Source organism: Marilutibacter aestuarii (genome assembly GCF_006546775.1).
Lineage (GTDB): Bacteria > Pseudomonadota > Gammaproteobacteria > Xanthomonadales > Xanthomonadaceae > Marilutibacter > Marilutibacter aestuarii.
Genome location: NZ_VICE01000081.1, coordinates 15,851 through 33,912 on the forward strand (window position 1 = coordinate 15,851; position 18,062 = coordinate 33,912).

The following is an 18,062-nucleotide window of genomic DNA, read 5'->3' on the forward strand; positions in this document are numbered from 1 at the left end:
GCGACCGTCGCTCAGGCGCCCGATATGCCCAGCGTCTCGCCCCCCGTCTCCAGGTCGGTCAGCGGGCCGAGGCGGTGGGCGTCGGCCGCGCGCTGCAGCGCGACGTCGATCCAGGCGCGATGCGGGTTCTCCTGCCAGCGTGGCAGCTTGGAGATGTGCGCGCGCGGGTACTGGCGGACGGTGTCGGCGTCCTGGATCCACTTCCAGTCGCCGGGCATCAGGGCTTCGTCGTGGGCGAAGGCGCGGGCGGCAGCGGCGCTGCGCGAGTAGATCAGGTGCATGGGCGCCTCGGGTCCGGTGGGGAAAGGGAGCCGGACGCACCGGCCCTCTACCACGGCAACGCCGGGCGCGGGCATTCACGGCCATCCGGGACCGGGCGCTGCGGCGTGATCCGCGACCCGGCCAGGCCCGCTGCAGCGGGGATCTTCAGTCGCGCCGCAGGAGGCCGCGGGCGCGCTCGCGCAGGGCCATCCCGGCGACCAGCAGGCAGGGCAGGAAGGTCAGGGTGACCACCGCGGAGGTGGCGATGCCGAACAGGACGATCGCGCCCAGGCCGCGATACAGCTCGGTGCCGGCGCCGGGGATCAACACCAGCGGCGCCAGGCCAAAGATGGTGGTGCAGGTGGACATCAGGATCGGGCGCAGGCGCGTGCGCACCGCGTCGGCCACGGCATCCACCGCCGACGCGGCGCCTTCCTCCAGGCGCTGGAAGGTTTCGAGCACGATCAGGATCGGGTTGTTGACCACGGTGCCCAGCAGCACCAGGAAGCCGAGCAGGGTGATCATGTCGAAGGACTGGGTGAAGCCGCCCAGGCCGATGGCGCCGAGCGCCGCACCGAGTCCGTTGAGCGCGGCCAGGCCGACGATGCCGCCGGCGATGCCCAGCGGCACGGTCGCCATCACGAACAGCGGCAGGCCCCAGTGGCGGAAGATGGCGACCAGCAGCAGGTAGGACAGCAGCAGGGCGATGGCGAAGTTGCCCGAGACCGCGGCGCGCGTGGCGTCGAGCTGGTCGGCGGCGCCGGAAATGTCGATGGATATGTCGGGCGGGATCTCGCCTTCGCGACGCATCGCGTCGATGAGTTGCTCGCGGACGCGGGCCACGCCGGTTTCCAGCGCCACCGCGCGCGGGGGGACGATGTTGAGGGTGACGGTGCGGCGTCCGTCCAGGCGCCGGATGCTGTCGGTGCCGGCGGTCTCGCGCAGTTCCGCCAGTGCCGACACCGGCAGCACCGCGCCCGATGGCGTGGCCACCGGCAGGTCGGGCAGGCGATCCAGGCGCTGCTCGCCACCGCTGCCGCCGAACAGGAAGATGTCGACCTTGCGGTCGCCGAGGATCATTTCGTCGGCGAAGGCACCGTCGCTGAGCGCGGCCACCGAATAGCCGAAGCTGCCCGTGTCCAGGCCCACCTCGGCCAGGCGCTCCCAGCGCGGCTGCAGCTCCAGCAAGGGCTGGTCCAGGCTCAGGCTGGACGGCGAGGAGCCGACCCGCGCGCCGTCGAACAGGTCCTGGGCGCGGTCGAAGGCGCGCCCGGCGACCCGGTAGATGGTGGGCAGGTCGGGACCGGAGATGTCGAGGTTGATGCTGCGGCTGCCGCCGTCGTTGCTGGAGATGATCGAGCCGCGCGAGGAGAACGCGCGCATGCCCGGGTAGGCGAGGAAGCGCGCATCCAGCGCGTCCATGAGGGCGTCGATGTCGCCGGTGGACTTGGGCTCGGCGATGATCCGCAGCCCTTGCGGGTCCACCGACATGTTGAAGTAGGCCAGCGCGGGCATGTCGGTGTCGCCGTCGGCGAAGCGCTCCGGCGGGTCGTCGAGGTGCGGCAGCAGGCCGGCCATGATCTCGCGCGCGATCACCTCCATCTCGCTGAGGTTGTAGCCCGGCGGCGCGCTCATGCGCGAGAAGGTCTTGGGCTCCTCGCCTTCGGGCAGGTACTCCGCCGGCGGCGTCAGCAGCACCAGCGCCAGCACCGCGGCGACCACCGTGCCGCCCAGCACGAAGCCGCGGCGTCGCGGTCCGCCGGCCAGCCACGCGATGCGTGCGCCGATGCGGTCGAAGGCGCCGTCGCCAGGGGCGTCGGCATCGCCCTTGGCGGCCGGCGCGAGCCGCGCGGCGAGCGCCGGCACCACCGTCACCGCCACCGCCATCGACGTCAGGATGGAGGCGGAGATGGCGATCGCGATGTCCGAATACAGCTGACCGGCTTCTTCCTGCACGAACAGGATGGGCGCGAACACCAGCACCGTGGTCAGGGTGGAGGCCAGCACCGCGGGCCAGACGCGGGCCACGCCGGCCACCGCCGCGTCGAAGCGGGACAGCCCGCGCCGGCGGGCCTGGTCGATGCTCTCCAGCACGACGATGGTGTTGTCGACCGTCATGCCGATGGCGAAGGCGACGCCGGCCAGCGAGATCACGTTGAGCGTGCGGCCGGCGAGCAGCAGGCCGACGAAGGCGGCGATGGTGCAGATGGGGATCGCGACCACGCCGGTGAGGGTCGCGCGCACCGAGCGCAGGAACGCCAGCATCACCAGGCTGGCCAGCACCGCGCCCAGGGCCAGGTTGCGCATGACGTTGGCGACCGACTCCTCGACATAGCGCACGTCGTCGCTGGTCAGCGTCATCTCCAGGCCCAGCGGCGCCAGCAGTTCGGCGTTGATCGCCTCGACTTCGGGCAGCACCGCGTACTTGATCTGGATGACGTTGGAACCCGGCTCGCGACGCAGCGACAGGCTCAGCGATGGCTTGCCATTGGCGAACGAGAGGTCGCGTCGTTCGAAGTGGTCCAGGTGGACACGCGCCACGTCCGACAGCCGCACCAGCGCGCCGTCACGCTCGGCGAGGATCAGCCCGCCCACGTCCCCCGCATCGCGGAAGCGGCCGACCGTGCGCACCAGGTATCGCCGCTTGCCGCTCTCGAGGTCGCCGCCGGACACGTCGGTGTTGCGCGAGCGCAGGGCGTCGCGCACGTCGCCCATGTCCAGGCCGCGCTCGGCCAGGCGGCGGGGGTCGACTTCCACGCGGATCTGTCGCTCGGCACCGCCGCCGACCTGCACCAGCGACACCCCGGGCACGCGCTCCAGCCGCGGCCGCACGGTGTCCTCGACGTAGTCGCGCATCATGTCCAGGTCGAGGTCCAGCGGGCTGTCCGCGCGCGCGCCGATCCGGAAGTACATGAAGGCGTTGGCCGAGAACGAGCTCGTGCCCAGCGCCGGCTCGTCGACGTTCTCGGGATAGTCCGACACCTGGCTCAGCGCGTTGTTGGTGCGGATCAGGGCTTCGTTGACGTCCACCCCGAACGGGAATTCGAGGTCGATGCTGGCGCGGCCGGTGGTCGCCGAGGACACCATGCGGCGCAGGTCGGGCAGCGTGCGCAGGTACTGTTCCTGCTCGATCAGGATTTCCTTCTCCACGTCCTGCGGCGTCGCCCCCGGCCAGCGCGTGTCCACGCTGATGGTGCGCACTTCCAGGTCGGGGATCATCTGCACCGGCACCCGCAGCGCGGCGGCGATGCCGAGCACGCACAGGATCAGCACCGCGACCGCGATCAGGGTGCCATGGCGGAGGACGCGGTCGAATGCCACCGCTCAGGGCCCGACCGGTTCCACCGCTTGCCCGTCGCGCAAGGCCTCGTTGCCCCGCACCACCACCTGTTCGCCCGCCTTCAGTTCGCCGTCGACGGCCACGCGGTCGCCGCGCTCGCGCAGCACGCGCACGCTGCGCTGGCGGGCGACCGGCCCGGTACCGCCCGTCTCCACGACGAACAGATGATGGCCGCCATCGGGTTGCCGCAGCAGGGCGTCGCGGCTGACCGCGAGCGCCGGCGCGCCCGCGGGCAGGTCGATCTCGGCGCGTGCCGAAGCGCCCGGCAGCAGGCGGCCGTCGGGATCGTCGACCAGCAGCCGCAGCAGGAAGGTCCGGGCGCCCGGATCGTTCACCGGTACGCGCGCACCGATGCGCGCCGACAGGGGCTCGCCGCCGAGGGTGTCGGCGTAGACCCGGACCCGGGTGGCATCGCCGATCTGCGCGAAGCGCTCCTGCGGCACGCGCAGGTCCAGCCGCACGCTGCCGGTGGCGACGAGCGAGAGCACCGGCGTGCCGCGCTGGACCCATTCGCCGACCTCGGTGAGCTTTTCCGCCACCACGCCGTCGAAGGGCGCGGGCAGGGCATGGCGCTCGACCAGTTCGGCCTGTTCACGCGCGCCGGCGCGCGCGGAGGCCAACGCAGCCTGCGCGAGCTGCAGCTCGGACTCGCGCGCATCCACCTGTGTGGCGGCGATGAGCTGGTCCTTGCCCAGGCGCCGTGCCTCCGCGAGCAAGCGCCCGGCTTCGCGCACCGCGGCTTCCGCCTCGGTTTCCTGTGCCCGCACCCGGGCCAATGCCTGTCGACCGACGCTGGGGTCGAGTTCGATCAGTACCTGGCCGGCCTCGACGTGATCGCCGGCATCCACGTGCACGCGCGACACCAGCCCATCGACACGCGGCGAGAGTTGCGCGTCGCGCTCGGCGGTCAACGTGCCGGTCAGCGAGAAGCGTTCGCCGAAGCTGGCCACTTCCGCCGGCGCCACGCTCACCCGCGCTGCGTCGGCACGCGGGTCGGCGGCCTGCTGCCTGTCGCAGGCGGCAAGCAGCAGCAGGGCGGGAAGAAACCATCGGAAGCGGGGCGCCATGGTGACCTTTCGTCTCGTGTCGTCGGGCGTCAAGGTCAACCTAGCATACGGTCCGTGACGCAGCGGAAGCCGTTCGCCTGCCGCCGATGACATAATCCCCGGCCCATGGAGAGTGCATCGATCAGCCACTGGGTCGTCATCTTCGCCGTCGGCGGCGCGCAGTCGCTGCTGCTCGCGCTGGCCTTGTGGAAGCGGCCGGTCAATGTCGCGGCCAACCGCGTGCTGGCGGCGTGGCTGGGCCTGGTGGCCTTCGACCTGGGCGTCAAGGCGGCGTTCCTGGCCGCGCCGGCGCCGGGGCTGTTCCGCGTGTTGCTGTTCGTCGGGGTGTTCCCGTTCGTCTACGGCAGCTTCTTCTATCTCTACGTGCGCACCCTGACCACGGCGCGGCGGCTGGGGTGGCGCGATGGCGTCCACCTGGCCGGGTTCGCGGTCGCGCTCGCGGTGGGCCTGCCGACGCTGCTGGCCGGGCCCGATGCGAACCTGGCGAACATGCAGGCCTGGCTGGGTCGCCGGCTCCCGCCGCCGGTGCCGTGGTACAGCGCGTTCCTCTATGCGTGGAGCCTGAGCTATGTCGCCGCCGCGGTCTGGCGCGTGCTCGGTTACCGCCGCGAGGTCCGCGAGCGGCGCTCCGACGCCGACCGCGTGTCGCTGCGCTGGGTGATGGTGATGGCGCTTGGGCAGGTACTGATCTGGGCGATCGCCGTGGTCCAGGACTATGTGCGTCTTGCCGGCATCGGCTACTTCACGATCTACGGCGCGGTGGCCGTATGGGCCTGCGTGCTGGGCTACCTGGGCCTGATGCAGGCGACGGTCGCCGGCGACGGCCCCGCCGATACCGCTGATGCCGCCGCGCCATCCGGGGTGTCGGACGGTGCACCCGCTACCGCGTCCGCCCAGGACGAGGATGCGCGACTGCCCGAGGTGCAGGCGCGCCTGGCCGGCCTGATGGAGGACGAGGCGATGTACCTGGCACCGGCACTGACGATCGCCCAGGTCGCCCGTCGCAGCGGCTATCCCGAGTACCTGGTGTCGGCGGCGATCAACCGCGGTTTCGGCTGCACGTTCTGGGACTACATCAACCGCCAGCGGATCGCCGCGGCCTGCCGTTGCCTGGCGGACGCGGCGGACGCGCGCACCATCCTCGACATCGCCTACGCCTGCGGGTTCACCTCCAAGTCGACGTTCAACTCGGCCTTCAAGCGCGAGACCGGCCACACGCCCAGCGCCTGGCGCGCGCGCCAGGCAGCGGCCTGACCCGGGGCGGCATCAGGCCGCCTGCGCGCGCCGGGATGCGTGGAGCGGCACCGCGCGACGCCGCCAGCGCAGCCATGCTTCGCACACGGCCATGTTGAACGTCCAGCTGGCCCAGGCGGCGAAGATGTAGACCGGTTCGATCGGCAGTTTGAATACCAGCATGCCGCCATACAGGATCACCCGCAGGGTCACCGCGCCGAAGGTCATCGCCAGGCTGTGCGCCATCCAGTGCCGATGGCGGGCGATGTCGCCCAGCACGGCGAAGCGGATCCCGTTGCCGGTCACCAGCAGCCAGGTCACCGCGAGCAGCAGGAAGCCCGAGCCCGACGCCCACCCGCCCTGGGCGTGGAAGGCCATGCCCAGCCCGGACACGCCGCCGGCCAGGACGCCACCGGCATACAGCCAGCCACTGGTGCGATGCACGGCAGGCCAGCGGCGGCGGATCCAGCCGCTGGCCTGCACCGGGGCCAGCAGCAGCGCGAGCCCGGCCCCGAAGAAGTGCATCGGCACTACCAGGCCCTGGATCGCGAAGCTGGCCATGTAGGGGTTCTGCGGTTCGTAGGGCAGCACTTTCAGGAACGCGAACGCATAGGCCGCGACCATCACGCTGGTGAGGGCGAAGAAGGTGAAACCGATACCGCGGAGACCTGTCCCGATGAGTCGTCGCATTGCGCCTGTCCTGGCCTGGTGGGGCCTGCAGGGTCCCGTGCGACGGGACGGGCGTCGTCCGGATCGGCCGGACCGGACGTCCGGTTCGCCCGGATCGGTCGTGGAACGGGATCAGCGCGGGGCGTAGAACGCCAGGAACATGTCCACCGCGGCCTCGCCGACCTGCTTCTGCTGGCCGGGGCTCAGCGGCGGCTGGCCCATGGAGATCTGCGGCCAGAAGGCGAACCCCTTCACCAGGCCCTGCAACTGCATGGAGGCGAACAGCGGGTCGTCGGTCCTGAGCGCGCCGTCGGCGGCGGCGGCGCGGATCCAGGTGGTCAGGCCCTCCTCGCGATCGCCCAGGCGCGCCAGCATCTCGCGGGCGCGCTCGGGCGAGTGCACGCCCGCGGCGATGGCGACGCGCGCCAGGTCGGTGAAATTGGGGTCGTCGAGCAGGCGCAGCTTCTGGTTCACCAGCTCGAGCAGCTGGCTGCGCAACGGCCGGTCGCTGCGATAGGCCAGGTCCACGCCCTCCGATCCCCGGGCCCAGAGCTGCTCCAGGATGCGCGCGAAGAGCTCTTCCTTGCTGGCGAAGTGGTTGTAGACGGTGCGCTTGGACACCCCGGCGCTGGCCGCGATGCGATCCATGCTGGTGGCCTCATAGCCCGACTCGCGGAATTCGGCGATGGCCGCGGCCAGGATCGCCGCGTGCTTGCGCTCGGTCAGGCGTGGCGTGGGGGCGGGCTTGGCGGACATGGGGCTAGTTTACACCGGACGGTTTACTTTTCCGAATCCCGTAACTACACTGCCCCGTGTAGTTTCCATTCGAGCCTGTCGCCCCATGCCGTCCGCCGCCATCCCCCGTCGAGCCCGCCGGCGTTTCCGCCGCCTGGGTGCGACCGTCCTGACCCTTGGAGTCCTCATCGTGAGCGCCTGCCTGCTGTCCGCCGCCCGCACCAATCGCCCCCTTGCCGACTATCCGGCCTCCCCGCAGTCGGCCGAAGGCCGCTTCCGCAATCCGGCACCGCGCCCGGCGGAGGGCCTGGGCAAGACGCTGGGCATCATGTGGAACTTCTTCTTCAACAAGCCCGACACCACCGTGCCCCGCGCGCCGGTGCCGGTCGCCACCCTGACCCGCGCACAACTGCTTGCCGCGCCCGACCGCAGCCTGTTCCGGCTGGGCCACTCGACCGTGCTGTTGAAGCTCCGCGACGGCTTCTGGATCACCGACCCGGTGTTCGCCGAGCGGGCCTCTCCGGTGCAGTGGATGGGCCCCAAGCGCTTCCATGCCCCGCCCATCGCCCTGGAGGACCTGCCGCCACTGCGCGGCGTGATCCTCTCCCACGACCATTACGACCACCTCGACCGCGACACCGTGGTGGACCTGGCCGGGCGGGCCGACATGTTCCTCACGCCGCTGGGCGTGGGCGACCGGCTCGTGGCCTGGGGCGTCCCGGCGGACAAGGTCCGGCAGTTCGACTGGTGGCAGGGCACCGAGGTGGACGGCCTGCGCATCGTCGCCACGCCCGCCCAGCACTTCTCCGGTCGCGGCCTGTTCGACGGCAACAGGACGCTCTGGGCCTCGTGGACGATCATCGACGAGCCCGCAGGAGCACCGGGCCTGCGCCTGTTCTTCAGTGGCGACACCGGCTACTTCGACGGCTTCAGGGAAATCGGCCGCCGCTTCGGGCCCTTCGACGTGACCCTGCTCGAGACCGGCGCCTACGATCCGCAGTGGCCCTACGTGCACATGCAGCCGGCACAGACCGTGCAGGCGCACGAAGACCTGCGCGCCCGCTGGCTGATGCCGGTGCACAACGGCACCTTCGACCTGGCGATGCATGCCTGGCAGGACCCTTTCGAGCAGATCTCGGCGCTGGGCGCCGCACGGGGCATCGCCCTGGCCACCCCGGGCATGGGCGAGCGCCTGGACCTGGCGGCACCGCAGCCGACGACGGCCTGGTGGCGCACGGTGGAGTAGTCCGGGGGCGGCCCGCGCCGACGCGGGTCGGGTGGCCCTTGACCTCAAGCGCGCTTGAGGGCGCAGGCTAGGGGCTCCTCCCCGAATGCCTGTCGCCATGTCCGGATCGCCGCTCGACCTCGACGCCTACCTGCCACGCCTGGGCTTCGCCGCCCCGCCGCCGCCCACGCTGCAGACGCTGCGCGCGCTGCAGCAGCGGCATACCGAAGCCTTCCCCTTCGAGACGATCGCGACCTTGTTGGGCGCGCCGGTTCCGATCGACCTGCCCGCGTTGCAGCGCAAGCTGCTGCACGAGGGGCGCGGTGGCTATTGCTTCGAACTCAACAGCCTGTTCCTGGCCCTGCTGCAGCGACTGGGCTTCCAGGCGCGCGCGCTGACCGCCCGGGTGGTGATGGGCCGCAGCGACGACGCGCCCCCGGCGCGCAGCCACATGCTGGTCGAGGTGGTGCTGGACGAGGCGGCCCACCTGGTCGACGTCGGCTTCGGCGGCATGGTGCCGACCGGGCCGCTGCGGTTGGACGACCCTCGGCCGCAGCGCACCCCGCACGAGGACTACCGTGTGGTCGAGCGCGACGGCGGACTGGCCGTGGACGCGCGCGTGCTCGACGCATGGCGTCCCTTGTACGTGTTCGACCGCCAGGCCCAGGCGCCGATCGACCTGGAGGTCGCCAACTGGTACGTGTCGACCCACCCGGCTTCCGCCTTCGCCGGCCAGTTGCGGGTCGCCCGCACCGGGCCCGGCGAGCGCAGGACCCTGCAGGGCGGCCGCCTCAGCCACCACCGCCTCGGCCAGCCGAGCACGAGCCGCCTGCTTCCCGACGCGGATGCCGTCATTGCCGCCCTGCGCGACGTGTTCGGCCTTCGCGTGCCCGACGACGCGGCCCTGCGCGACGCGATCGGCGCCCGGCTCGCCGCGGACGCCGCGGCGGAAGCGGCCTGACCCGCGGTTCCCAAGCACGCGGCCATCCCCGATCATGGGCCCGCCGCGCGGCGCTGGCCGCGCACCTTGCCGGGAGACCCCGATGCTCGCTCGCATGCTGTTCGTCGTCTTCGCATCCGTGGCGGGTCTCGCCCACGCCGCGCCGCCCACCCTGCGCGTGGACATCCAGCATGCCGGCGATGCGCAGGTCGAGCGCTACGCCCTCGAACGCGTGGTCGAGGAACCGCTGCCCTGGCCGGGCAATCCCGCGCATCCGATCGACGGCAGCAACCTGGGCAACCAGAAGTTCGAGGTGGCCGACGCGGCGACCGGTGAGCTCCTGTATTCGCGTGGCTACAGCACGGTGTTCGGCGAATGGCGGACGACCGACGAGGCGAAAGCGATGCAGCGCAGCTTCCAGGAATCGCTGCGCTTCCCGATGCCCGAGGCACCGGTCAAGCTGACCGTGTTCGGCCGCGATGGCGCCAACCGCTTCGTGCCGTCCTGGTCCGTCACCGTCGATCCCGCCGCGCTCGACGTCGAACGCGGCCCGACGGCCGTGGCGGACCGATGGCCGGTGGGCATGCCGATCGCGATCCGCCGCAACGGCGCGCCGGCGGACAAGGTCGACCTGCTGTTGCTGGGCGACGGCTACACCGAGGCCGAAATGGACGCCTTCGAGGCACGGGCGCGTGAGCTGGCCGACGTCCTTTTCAGCGTATCGCCGTTCAAGGAGCGTGCCGCCGACTTCAACGTCTGGGCGCTGGCGGTGCCGGTGCCCCAGTCCGGGGTGAGCCGTCCGTCCACCGGCATCCATCGCGCGTCGGCGACGGGCGCGCGCTACGACATCTTCGGCAGCGAGCGCTACATCCTCACGCTCGACAACCGCGCCTTCCGCGATCTCGCCCAGTACGCGCCGTACGATTTCGTCGAGATCATGGTCAATGGCGACACCTACGGCGGCGGGGGCATCTTCGGCCAGTTCAGCACGGTGGCCGCCGACAACGACTGGCGCGACTACGTCTTCGTGCACGAGTTCGGCCACCACTTCGCCGCCCTCGCCGACGAGTACTACACCTCGCCCGTCGCCTATGGCACGGCCGACCACCCGAGCGTGGAGCCCTGGGAGCCGAACGTGACGGCGCTGCTCGATCCCGAGCGGGTCAAATGGTTGTCCCGGGTCACGCCTGCGACGCCGGTGCCGACGCCCTGGCCGAAAGCCGCCTACGAAGATTACGAGCGCGGCATCCAGGCGCGCCGCAAGCGTTTGCGCGAGGAACGGCGCCCGGAGGCGGAGATGAGCGCGCTGTTCCACGAGGAGCAGCGCCACATCGAGACGATGTTCGCGCAGGCCTCGCATCGCGATGCCCTGGCTGCGTTCCAGGGCGCCAACTATTCGGCGACGGGCTACTACCGCCCCCAGCTCAACTGCCTGATGTTCACGCGGACGGATGCGTTCTGCCAGGTCTGCCAAAGCGCGATCGAGGCGGTGATCGACATGTACAGCCGCTAGCGGGACGTGACAGGTGATGGGTGACAAGTGATTGGTGATTGGTGATTCGTAGTTCGTGATTGGTGATTCTTGGTGGGTGGAGGATGGAGGGTGATGCGTAAGGGACGGACTGCCCAAGGCGTCATCCCAGCGAACGCTGGGATCCAGCCTTTGGCTTTGCCTGGAAACCCCGCCTACCTTCGCAATCCCTGGGCGCGTCCATTTCGTCGCCGATCCAGCGCAGACCCACAGGAGGAGCGAAGCCCCTCGCGTGTGCGACGTGCGCGGGGTGTATGGATCGGTGTCGACCTGCGCTCCATCCACCCTGCGGCGCCTGCCGGCCTGCGGCTCCACCCGCCCATCGGCGGGATGCTCATTCCCGGTTTCGACACTTTCGTGGCACCGCTGGCGTTCGCATGTCGTGGGAAGCGGCGCGCGTTGGCGTGGCCGCCGGGAGGCCCTGGCCTCCGTTCTTCCCCACGAACAGGACATTTTCCATGAGCAAGCTGAAAGGCAAGGTCGCCCTCGTCACGGGCGCTTCCAAGGGCATTGGCGCCGGCATCGCGTCCGCACTTGCGGCCGAGGGTGCCTCGGTCGTCGTCAACTACGCATCCAGCCAGGCCGGCGCTGACGCCGTCGTCGCGCGCATCGCCGAGGCCGGCGGCCAGGCGGTGGCGGTGCGCGGCGACGTCTCCAGGCGCGAGGACGCGGAAGCGCTGGTCGCGGCGGCCATCGAGCATTTCGGGCGGCTGGACATCCTCGTCAACAACTCCGGCGTGTACGAATTCGCCGCGCTCGATGAAATCGACGAGGCGCATTTCCGCCGCCAGTTCGACGTTAACGTGCTCGGCCTGCTGTGGACCACCCAGGCCGCGGGCAAGCACCTGGGCGAGGGCGCAAGCATCATCAACATCGGCTCGGTCGTCACCCGCGCCGTTCCGCCCGGCAGTGCCGTCTACACCGCCACCAAGGGCGCGGTGGACGCCATCACTGGCGTGCTGTCGCGGGAACTCGGTCCGCGCGGGATCCGCGTCAACGCGCTGAACCCGGGCATGGTCGAGACCGAAGGCACCCATTCGGGCGGCATCATCGGCTCGGACATGGCCGCCGACGTTGTCGCGCAGACGCCGCTGGGACGCGTGGGCCAGCCCGACGACATCGCATCGATCGCGGTGTTCCTCGCTTCCGACGAGGCGAAGTGGCTGACCGGCGAACGCATCTACGCCGGAGGCGGGGTCCGCTGAAGGGCGACGCCGGCGTCAGCCGAAGTCGGGCGATGGCGTGAACGCGTAGCGCTCGACCCGGCCGACGGCCTCGATCGCGGCGCGGACGTCGTCGCGGTCGAGCAGTGTCGCGCGCGAGGACTCGCGGCCCGCGTTGCCGGGAAGCACGGGCGCGTCGGCATAACCCTGCAACCATGCGAGCATGTCGCCGCGCAGGGAAGCGTCGGCGAGGTGGCGGCGCACGAGCGCCGCGGCCTCGTCGAGGCGGGCATCGCGGAGCAGCGCTTCCAGCAACTGGTCGAAGGCGTCGGCCTCGTGCGCGCGCAGGTAGGCCAGGGCCCTGCCCGCGGCCGCGTCGTCGCCACGTTGCATGGCGACGCAGTGCTGGACCTTGCGCAGGACCATCGCGCCGTACCCGCTCACCGCGCCGACGCCATCGACCGCGCGTTCGGCATCGTCGGGCCGCTCCAGGCTGCAGTAGTAGTCGCCCAGGTTGAGGCGCTGGCTGACGTTCGCCTGTCCGGCCTCGTCCATGCCGATGGCGCGTTGCATGTCCGCTTCGGCCTCGGCGTCGCGGCCGAGGTGGCTCAGGGCCATGGCCCGGTTGTTGAGCAGCCAGGTCGCCTGGTCGGCGTCGTCGAAGCGGTCCTTCGGCGCCTGCGCCAGCCTCTCGAGGACCCGCGTGGCGACGGCGGCGGTTTCGTCATGGCGGTTGGTCATCAGCAGGCCGTAGGTGAGCTGGACCTGTGCCTGGACCGAGTCCGGCGCGACATCGGCCGCGCGCTGCAGGCGCTCGACCATCAACCGGGCCGCATTCTCGACGTCGAGCGAGGCCGCGTTGCGGTTGAACAGGCCATCGAAGCGGCGATCGCTGCGTATCCGCACCAGGTCGCTCGGGCCGCTGACTCGGCGCAGGGCCTGGCGGGCCCGCTCTTGCTCGCCGCGCTCGACACGGGCGAGGGCCAGGTCGTACCAGACCCCGCTGTCGCCGCCGAAGGGGCTTCTCCAGTTGGCATCGAACAGCGCCTGCGCCAGCGCAAGGCGCTCGGGCGCATCGGCAGGCAGCGCGAAGCGAAGCCGGTGTATGTCGCTTTCCTCGATCTCGTCCAGCGTCTCCGGCCAACGCTGCACCAGCTCGACGAAGTGTCGCGCCGCGGCTTCGGGCTGGTCGAGGTACGACTCGAGCATCGCGAGCCGGTACCAGTCCCATCGATCGCCTGGCGAAAAGGCCACCGCGCGCTCGCAATGGGCGCGCGCGGCCTCGAGGCGCTGCTGGCCCGCCGCGACCCAGCAGGCGAGCGACAGCGTCGTGCCCTGCGTTTGCGTCGGCAGGGTATCGAAGCCCGGATCGGCGAGGATTGCGGTCAGCGCGCGGTCGGCGGCATCGCCCTCGTCCCCGGCCGCGAGCGCGCGCGCCCGGTCGATGCGTTGCTCCAGCGCCGATCCGGGCGAGAGCGATTGCGGGACGAGGTCGGTGGAGGCCTTGTCGACCTTGTTGGCCGCCACGACCGGCGGGCACGCGGACAGGAGCAGCGCGAGGGCGGCGTTCAAGCAGAACGGGAACATGCGGCGTTTGCCATCCATGGGGCGACGTCACCTTCGGGCAATGGAGTCGGACCGAGTGTCGCAGCGCGTCGCACGGTGCGCCAGCCCGCGCCGGCGTGTCGCATTGCAACAAAAAAAGGCGGCGCCAGGACGGCGCCGCCTCGATCGTGCTGCGTGTCGCGAAAGCGGGCTTACAGGCCGATCACCGACTCCGCGCTCACGAAGGACAGGCCCTGGGCCTGGGCGACCGGCTCGCAGGTGACCTGGCCTTCGCAGACGTTGAGGCCGTTGCGCAGGTGCGCATCGTCGGCCAGGGCCTTCTTCCAGCCCTTGTTGGCCAGCGCCAGGGTGAAGGGCAGGGTGACGTTGTTGAGCGCGAAGGTCGAGGTGCGCGCGACCGCGCCGGGCATGTTGGCCACGCAGTAGTGGACCACGTCGTCGACGACGTAGGTCGGTTCGGCATGGGTGGTGGCGCGCGAGGTCTCCACGCAACCGCCCTGGTCGATGGCGACGTCGACGATGACCGAGCCCGGCTTCATGCTCTTGACCATCTCGCGGGTGACGAGCTTCGGCGCGGCGGCGCCGGGGATCAGCACCGTGCCAATGAGGAGGTCGGCGCGGCGCACCAGCTCCTCGATCGCGGCCTGGGTGGAGAACACCGTCGAGATGGAGGTGCCGAACTGGCTGGCCAGGCGCTTGAGTGCGTCGGCCGAGCGGTCGACGACGGTGACCTTGGCGCCCATGCCCACCGCGATGGTCGTGGCGTGGGTGCCGGACACGCCGCCGCCGAGGACGACGACTTCCGCCGCCGAGACGCCGGGGACGCCGCCGAGGAGCACACCGCGGCCGCCCTGGGCCTTCTCCAGCGCGTGCGCGCCCACCTGCGGCGCCAGGCGGCCGGCGACTTCCGACATCGGGGTCAGCAGCGGGAGCGAACCGTTGGCCGCGGTCACGGTTTCGTAGGCGATGCAGATCGCGCCGGAGTCGACGAGATCCTTCGTCTGCGCCGGGTCGGGCGCCAGGTGCAGGTAGGTGAAGAGGATCTGGCCCTTGCGCAGCTTCTTCCGTTCCTCGGCCAGCGGCTCCTTGACCTTGACGATCATGTCGGCCCAGGCGAAGACCTCGTCGGCGGTCGCGGCGATGCGGGCGCCGGCGGCGGCGTAGTTCTCGTCGGTCAGGTCGACGCCGAGGCCGGCACCGCTCTGGACCACGACCTCGTGGCCGTTGTTGACGAGTTCCTGGACGGAGGCCGGCACCAGGCCGACGCGGTACTCGTGGTTCTTGATTTCGGTGGGAACGCCGATGCGCATGGCGGAGGCTCTCGATGGCGGAAGGGGCACCGACGCGGTCGGCACGGGAGGTGGCAAATTATGATCGAAGGAACGCGCACTTTTTGACCAATGTGATCGCTGTTAAGCTTTAAAAGTCGCATTCCCGACTAATATCCAGTCATTCATTAGAAGAGTATTCCAATGCCTGAGCCGACCCTCGATTCGCGTGATCGCGCCATCCTCAGGCTGCTCCAGGAAGACGGTCGCCTGACCAACATCGAGCTCGCGCAGCGCATCAACCTGTCGCCCTCGGCCTGCCTGCGCCGGGTCAAGCTGCTGGAGGAGCGCGGCCTGATCTCGCGCTACGTGATGCTGCTCGACGAGGAGATGGCCGGCCTGCCGGGCACCGCCTTCGTGCTGGTGACGCTGGACCAGCAGGGTCGCGCCGCGCTGGATGCCTTCGAGGATGCGATCCAGCGCCACCCGGAAGTCACCGAGTGTTGCCTGCTCGCCGGCGTCGCCGACTACATGGTGCGCGTGGCCTACGCGGACGCGGCCGATTTCGAGCGCATCCACACCGAGATCCTGACCCAGCTCCCCGGCGTGGTCCGCGTGCAGTCGACGCTGGCGCTGCGCACGGTCAAGAAGACCACCGCACTGCCGGTCTAGCTTCCGATCCCGGCGCGGCCGGTCGTGTGCCCGTCGGTGATGCCGGGGCACACGCGCGGATCGCGTGGCGGCCGGCGCTCACTCGATCGCGAAGCGGATCGTATAGCTCGCCGTCTCGCCGCGGCGTGCCTGCGCGCGTGGCTGGAAGACCTCGATCCGGTATTCGCCCGAAGCGGGCAGGGGGCCGGTCCACGACTGCAGTTCGATGGCGCCTGCCATCGCGTACTCCTCGCCGGGCGCGATCACGTTGAAGTACGCGTCGTTCGAATCCGACAGGGTGACGTGCATCGTCTGGCCCGCGCGGGCGCCGAGCAGGTAATTGACGGTGTCGTAGCCCTTGAGGCTGCCGCTGACCGTGCTCGCGCTGGTGCCGCGGGCGAAATGCACGGTGTGGCGATTGGCGTCGGGATCGGCGGCCAGGACCGGGGCGGCGGGCAGGAGGGCGAGGGCCAGGGCGAACCCCGGCAGGCAGCGAAGGCGAAGCGCGTTCATGGCGTGACTCCTCGAGGATGGCCGGCGCCACGCTGGCGCCAGGCGGGGGACGGGCGCGTTGCAAGCAGCGAGCATGCGGCGTCAGCGCCGGACGACGCGCAGGAAGGCGATCCAGCGCCAGATCGCCCACAGGCTCAACAGCGCGAGCACCGGCCAGATCACCAGCAGGTCGACCCGGATGTTGGCCTCCGGCGTCCGCCAGGCCACGACCATTTCCCACGCCGCGTAGCCCAGCCAGGCCAGCGCCGCGAGCCGGATCGCCCGCCTCGAGGGCGGCGGCGTGGCGACCGCGGCCGTCGGCCACCAGGCGGCCAGCAGGAACGGAAAGGCGATGACCAGGATGTTGATCGGCTTTCCGACCAGCAGGGCCGCGAGCTGCTCCATGGACATTCTCCGGCGGGAACGCCCCGAGTATCGCCTCCCTGGTGTCAGCCGGGCGTGTGCGCGCCCCGGGCCCACGCTGCAATCGTATTCCCGCTTGAATCGACGGATCTGGCACACAGCGATCCGCGGAGTGGCGTGGCGGCGCATGCTGCAATGCACAATAATGCAGGCCTCCTGCATGCCCTGGACCTGCCATGACTGCCGCCGGTACCCCAGCCAGCCGCACACTGCCCCCGGCCACCGTGCGGGCGATCCTGTTCGCCCTGGCGATGGGGGGCTTCGCGATCGGCACCAGCGAATTCGTCGTGATGGGCCTGATGCCCGACATCGCGCGGGGCCTGGGCGTCGGTGAAACCCAGGTCGGCCACGTGATCAGCGCGTACGCGATCGGTGTCGTGGTCGGGGCGCCGCTGCTGTCGATCCTCGGCGCACGGCTGCCGCGGCGGCCGATGCTGCTGGTGCTGATGGGCTTCTACGCGCTGGGCAACTTGGCCAGTGCGCTGGCGCCCGACTACCCCACCATGCTGGCGTTCCGTTTCATCGCCGGCCTGCCGCACGGCGCCTACTTCGGCGTCGCCGCCCTGGTCGCCGCTTCGATCAGTCCGCCGGCGCAGCGCGGCGTGGCCGTCAGCCGGGTGTTGCTGGGGCTGGCGGTGGCGCTTCTGGTCGGCAATCCCCTCGCCACCTGGCTGGGCCAGCAGTTCGAATGGCGCCATGCCTTCGGACTGGTCGCGCTGATCGCCACCGCCACCGTGGTGATGGTCGCGCGGACCCTGCCGCCGGACCCCGACGAGCCACGGGCCGACCCGATGCGCGAGTTGCGGGATTTCAACCGCAAGCCGGTTTGGCAGGCGATGGGCATCGGCGCGATCGGTTTCGCCGGCATGTTCTGCGTCTTCAGCTACCTCGCGCCGACGATGATCCACGTGACCGGTGTACCCGAGGCCTGGACGCCCCTGGGCATGCTGGCCTTCGGTGTCGGCGGCATCCTGGGCAACCTCGCCGGCGGGTGGCTGTTCGACCGCCTGCAGTTCCGCGCGATCGCCGTCGTGCTCGCCTGGTCGGTGGTGCTCTTGCTGGCCTTCCCGTTGGCGGCGGGTTCGATGTGGACGCTGCTGCCGGCCGTGGTCGCCGTCGGCACGATGGGCGCCTTGGCGCCGGTCCTGCAGGCGCACCTGATGGACGTGGCCGGCGACGCGCAGACCCTCGCCGCGGCCTCCAACCATTCGGCGTTCAACACCGCCAACGCGCTGGGCCCTTGGCTCGGTGGCATGGCCATCACCGCGGGGTATGGCTGGACCTCGACCGGTTATGTCGGCGCGGCCACCGCGCTGGCGGGCCTGGCGGTCTACCTGTGGGCGGCCGCCGGCCGCCGCGCGACCGCGGCCTGCGAGGCTGCCGCCTGAGCGCAAGCGTCGCCTGGCGGCCGGGCGCCTATTCGCGCGGGAGCTTGCGCGCCCACATGTTGTCGACCAGGTTCGGATAGCGGCGGCCCGCCGCTTCGGCACGCTCGCGT

General features: G+C 70.8%; 16 protein-coding genes. 7 read left to right on the plus strand and 9 right to left on the minus strand.

The window, feature by feature from the left end; all coding sequences use genetic code 11:
- Window positions 1-11: 11 nt before the first annotated feature.
- From FKV25_RS08465 to FKV25_RS08475, 3 genes are all read right to left on the minus strand, one after another.
- A complete protein-coding gene (locus FKV25_RS08465) occupies window positions 12-281 on the minus strand; it encodes a hypothetical protein (protein ID WP_141518358.1) in 270 nt (89 codons plus the stop codon).
- 145 nt (window positions 282-426) lie between these two features.
- Window positions 427-3,582 carry an efflux RND transporter permease subunit gene (locus FKV25_RS08470; protein WP_141518359.1) on the minus strand — a complete coding sequence of 1,052 codons (3,156 nt, stop codon included), beginning with the start codon at window positions 3,580-3,582 and terminating at the stop codon, window positions 427-429.
- Between the two features lie 3 nt (window positions 3,583-3,585).
- Entirely contained in the window at window positions 3,586-4,668 is a 1,083-nt protein-coding gene (locus FKV25_RS08475) for an efflux RND transporter periplasmic adaptor subunit (RefSeq protein WP_141518360.1), read from the minus strand.
- 105 nt (window positions 4,669-4,773) lie between these two features.
- Here FKV25_RS08475 and FKV25_RS08480 point away from each other — a divergent pair, with 105 nt between their 5' ends.
- Window positions 4,774-5,922, plus strand: a complete 1,149-nt coding sequence (locus FKV25_RS08480) for a helix-turn-helix domain-containing protein (protein ID WP_141518361.1) — start codon at window positions 4,774-4,776, stop codon at window positions 5,920-5,922.
- Between the two features lie 12 nt (window positions 5,923-5,934).
- Here the strand turns inward: FKV25_RS08480 and FKV25_RS08485 are convergent, their stop codons facing one another.
- Complete coding sequence (locus FKV25_RS08485) at window positions 5,935-6,591, minus strand: DUF2306 domain-containing protein (protein ID WP_141518362.1); 657 nt, start codon at window positions 6,589-6,591, stop codon at window positions 5,935-5,937.
- Window positions 6,592-6,702: 111 nt separating this feature from the next.
- Complete coding sequence (locus FKV25_RS08490; protein WP_141518363.1) at window positions 6,703-7,326, minus strand: TetR/AcrR family transcriptional regulator; 624 nt, start codon at window positions 7,324-7,326, stop codon at window positions 6,703-6,705.
- Window positions 7,327-7,411: 85 nt separating this feature from the next.
- On the opposite strand from FKV25_RS08490, the gene FKV25_RS08495 reads away from it, so the two are divergent.
- The 4 genes from FKV25_RS08495 (at window position 7,412) to FKV25_RS08510 (ending at window position 12,206) form a co-directional block, all read left to right on the plus strand.
- Window positions 7,412-8,551 carry an MBL fold metallo-hydrolase gene (locus FKV25_RS08495; RefSeq protein WP_141518364.1) on the plus strand — a complete coding sequence of 380 codons (1,140 nt, stop codon included), beginning with the start codon at window positions 7,412-7,414 and terminating at the stop codon, window positions 8,549-8,551.
- 97 nt (window positions 8,552-8,648) lie between these two features.
- Window positions 8,649-9,491 carry an arylamine N-acetyltransferase family protein gene (locus FKV25_RS08500; protein ID WP_141518365.1) on the plus strand — a complete coding sequence of 281 codons (843 nt, stop codon included), beginning with the start codon at window positions 8,649-8,651 and terminating at the stop codon, window positions 9,489-9,491.
- 82 nt (window positions 9,492-9,573) lie between these two features.
- The gene (locus tag FKV25_RS08505; RefSeq protein WP_141518366.1) at window positions 9,574-10,983 is read left to right on the plus strand and encodes an IgA Peptidase M64; all 1,410 of its coding nucleotides are present in this window, start codon (window positions 9,574-9,576) and stop codon (window positions 10,981-10,983) included.
- Between the two features lie 476 nt (window positions 10,984-11,459).
- Window positions 11,460-12,206, plus strand: coding sequence for a glucose 1-dehydrogenase (locus tag FKV25_RS08510; protein ID WP_141518367.1), 747 nt, complete (start codon window positions 11,460-11,462; stop codon window positions 12,204-12,206).
- Between the two features lie 15 nt (window positions 12,207-12,221).
- Here FKV25_RS08510 and FKV25_RS08515 read toward each other — a convergent pair whose 3' ends face one another.
- Complete coding sequence (locus FKV25_RS08515; RefSeq protein WP_141518368.1) at window positions 12,222-13,769, minus strand: tetratricopeptide repeat protein; 1,548 nt, start codon at window positions 13,767-13,769, stop codon at window positions 12,222-12,224.
- A 152-nt stretch (window positions 13,770-13,921) separates the two neighbouring features.
- Window positions 13,922-15,040 carry an alanine dehydrogenase gene (ald, locus tag FKV25_RS08520; protein ID WP_141518369.1) on the minus strand — a complete coding sequence of 373 codons (1,119 nt, stop codon included), beginning with the start codon at window positions 15,038-15,040 and terminating at the stop codon, window positions 13,922-13,924.
- Window positions 15,041-15,202: 162 nt separating this feature from the next.
- Between ald and FKV25_RS08525 the strand changes: the two genes are divergently transcribed.
- Entirely contained in the window at window positions 15,203-15,670 is a 468-nt protein-coding gene (locus FKV25_RS08525; RefSeq protein WP_141518370.1) for an Lrp/AsnC family transcriptional regulator, read from the plus strand.
- A 78-nt stretch (window positions 15,671-15,748) separates the two neighbouring features.
- Here the strand turns inward: FKV25_RS08525 and FKV25_RS08530 are convergent, their stop codons facing one another.
- Together FKV25_RS08530 and FKV25_RS08535 are read right to left on the minus strand one after the other, a co-directional pair.
- On the minus strand, window positions 15,749-16,162 hold the full coding sequence (locus FKV25_RS08530) for a g-type lysozyme inhibitor (RefSeq protein WP_141518371.1): 414 nt from the start codon (window positions 16,160-16,162) through the stop codon (window positions 15,749-15,751).
- 81 nt (window positions 16,163-16,243) lie between these two features.
- On the minus strand, window positions 16,244-16,546 hold the full coding sequence (locus FKV25_RS08535; RefSeq protein WP_141518372.1) for a hypothetical protein: 303 nt from the start codon (window positions 16,544-16,546) through the stop codon (window positions 16,244-16,246).
- Between the two features lie 194 nt (window positions 16,547-16,740).
- Between FKV25_RS08535 and FKV25_RS08540 the strand changes: the two genes are divergently transcribed.
- A complete protein-coding gene (locus FKV25_RS08540; RefSeq protein ID WP_141518373.1) occupies window positions 16,741-17,952 on the plus strand; it encodes an MFS transporter in 1,212 nt (403 codons plus the stop codon).
- Window positions 17,953-18,062: the final 110 nt, after the last annotated feature.

Bases quoted from the DNA above. Each gene is read 5' to 3' on its own strand.
- FKV25_RS08465 (WP_141518358.1), bottom strand. From the start codon at position 281: ATGCACCTGATCTACTCGCGCAGCGCCGCTGCCGCCCGCGCCTTCGCC.
- FKV25_RS08475 (WP_141518360.1), bottom strand. From the start codon at position 4,668: ATGGCGCCCCGCTTCCGATGGTTTCTTCCCGCCCTGCTGCTGCTTGCC.
- FKV25_RS08480 (WP_141518361.1), top strand. From the start codon at position 4,774: ATGGAGAGTGCATCGATCAGCCACTGGGTCGTCATCTTCGCCGTCGGC.
- FKV25_RS08485 (WP_141518362.1), bottom strand. From the start codon at position 6,591: ATGCGACGACTCATCGGGACAGGTCTCCGCGGTATCGGTTTCACCTTC.
- FKV25_RS08490 (WP_141518363.1), bottom strand. From the start codon at position 7,326: ATGTCCGCCAAGCCCGCCCCCACGCCACGCCTGACCGAGCGCAAGCAC.
- FKV25_RS08495 (WP_141518364.1), top strand. From the start codon at position 7,412: ATGCCGTCCGCCGCCATCCCCCGTCGAGCCCGCCGGCGTTTCCGCCGC.
- FKV25_RS08500 (WP_141518365.1), top strand. From the start codon at position 8,649: ATGTCCGGATCGCCGCTCGACCTCGACGCCTACCTGCCACGCCTGGGC.
- FKV25_RS08505 (WP_141518366.1), top strand. From the start codon at position 9,574: ATGCTCGCTCGCATGCTGTTCGTCGTCTTCGCATCCGTGGCGGGTCTC.
- FKV25_RS08510 (WP_141518367.1), top strand. From the start codon at position 11,460: ATGAGCAAGCTGAAAGGCAAGGTCGCCCTCGTCACGGGCGCTTCCAAG.
- FKV25_RS08515 (WP_141518368.1), bottom strand. From the start codon at position 13,769: ATGGATGGCAAACGCCGCATGTTCCCGTTCTGCTTGAACGCCGCCCTC.
- ald (WP_141518369.1), bottom strand. From the start codon at position 15,040: ATGCGCATCGGCGTTCCCACCGAAATCAAGAACCACGAGTACCGCGTC.
- FKV25_RS08525 (WP_141518370.1), top strand. From the start codon at position 15,203: ATGCCTGAGCCGACCCTCGATTCGCGTGATCGCGCCATCCTCAGGCTG.
- FKV25_RS08530 (WP_141518371.1), bottom strand. From the start codon at position 16,162: ATGAACGCGCTTCGCCTTCGCTGCCTGCCGGGGTTCGCCCTGGCCCTC.
- FKV25_RS08535 (WP_141518372.1), bottom strand. From the start codon at position 16,546: ATGGAGCAGCTCGCGGCCCTGCTGGTCGGAAAGCCGATCAACATCCTG.
- FKV25_RS08540 (WP_141518373.1), top strand. From the start codon at position 16,741: ATGACTGCCGCCGGTACCCCAGCCAGCCGCACACTGCCCCCGGCCACC.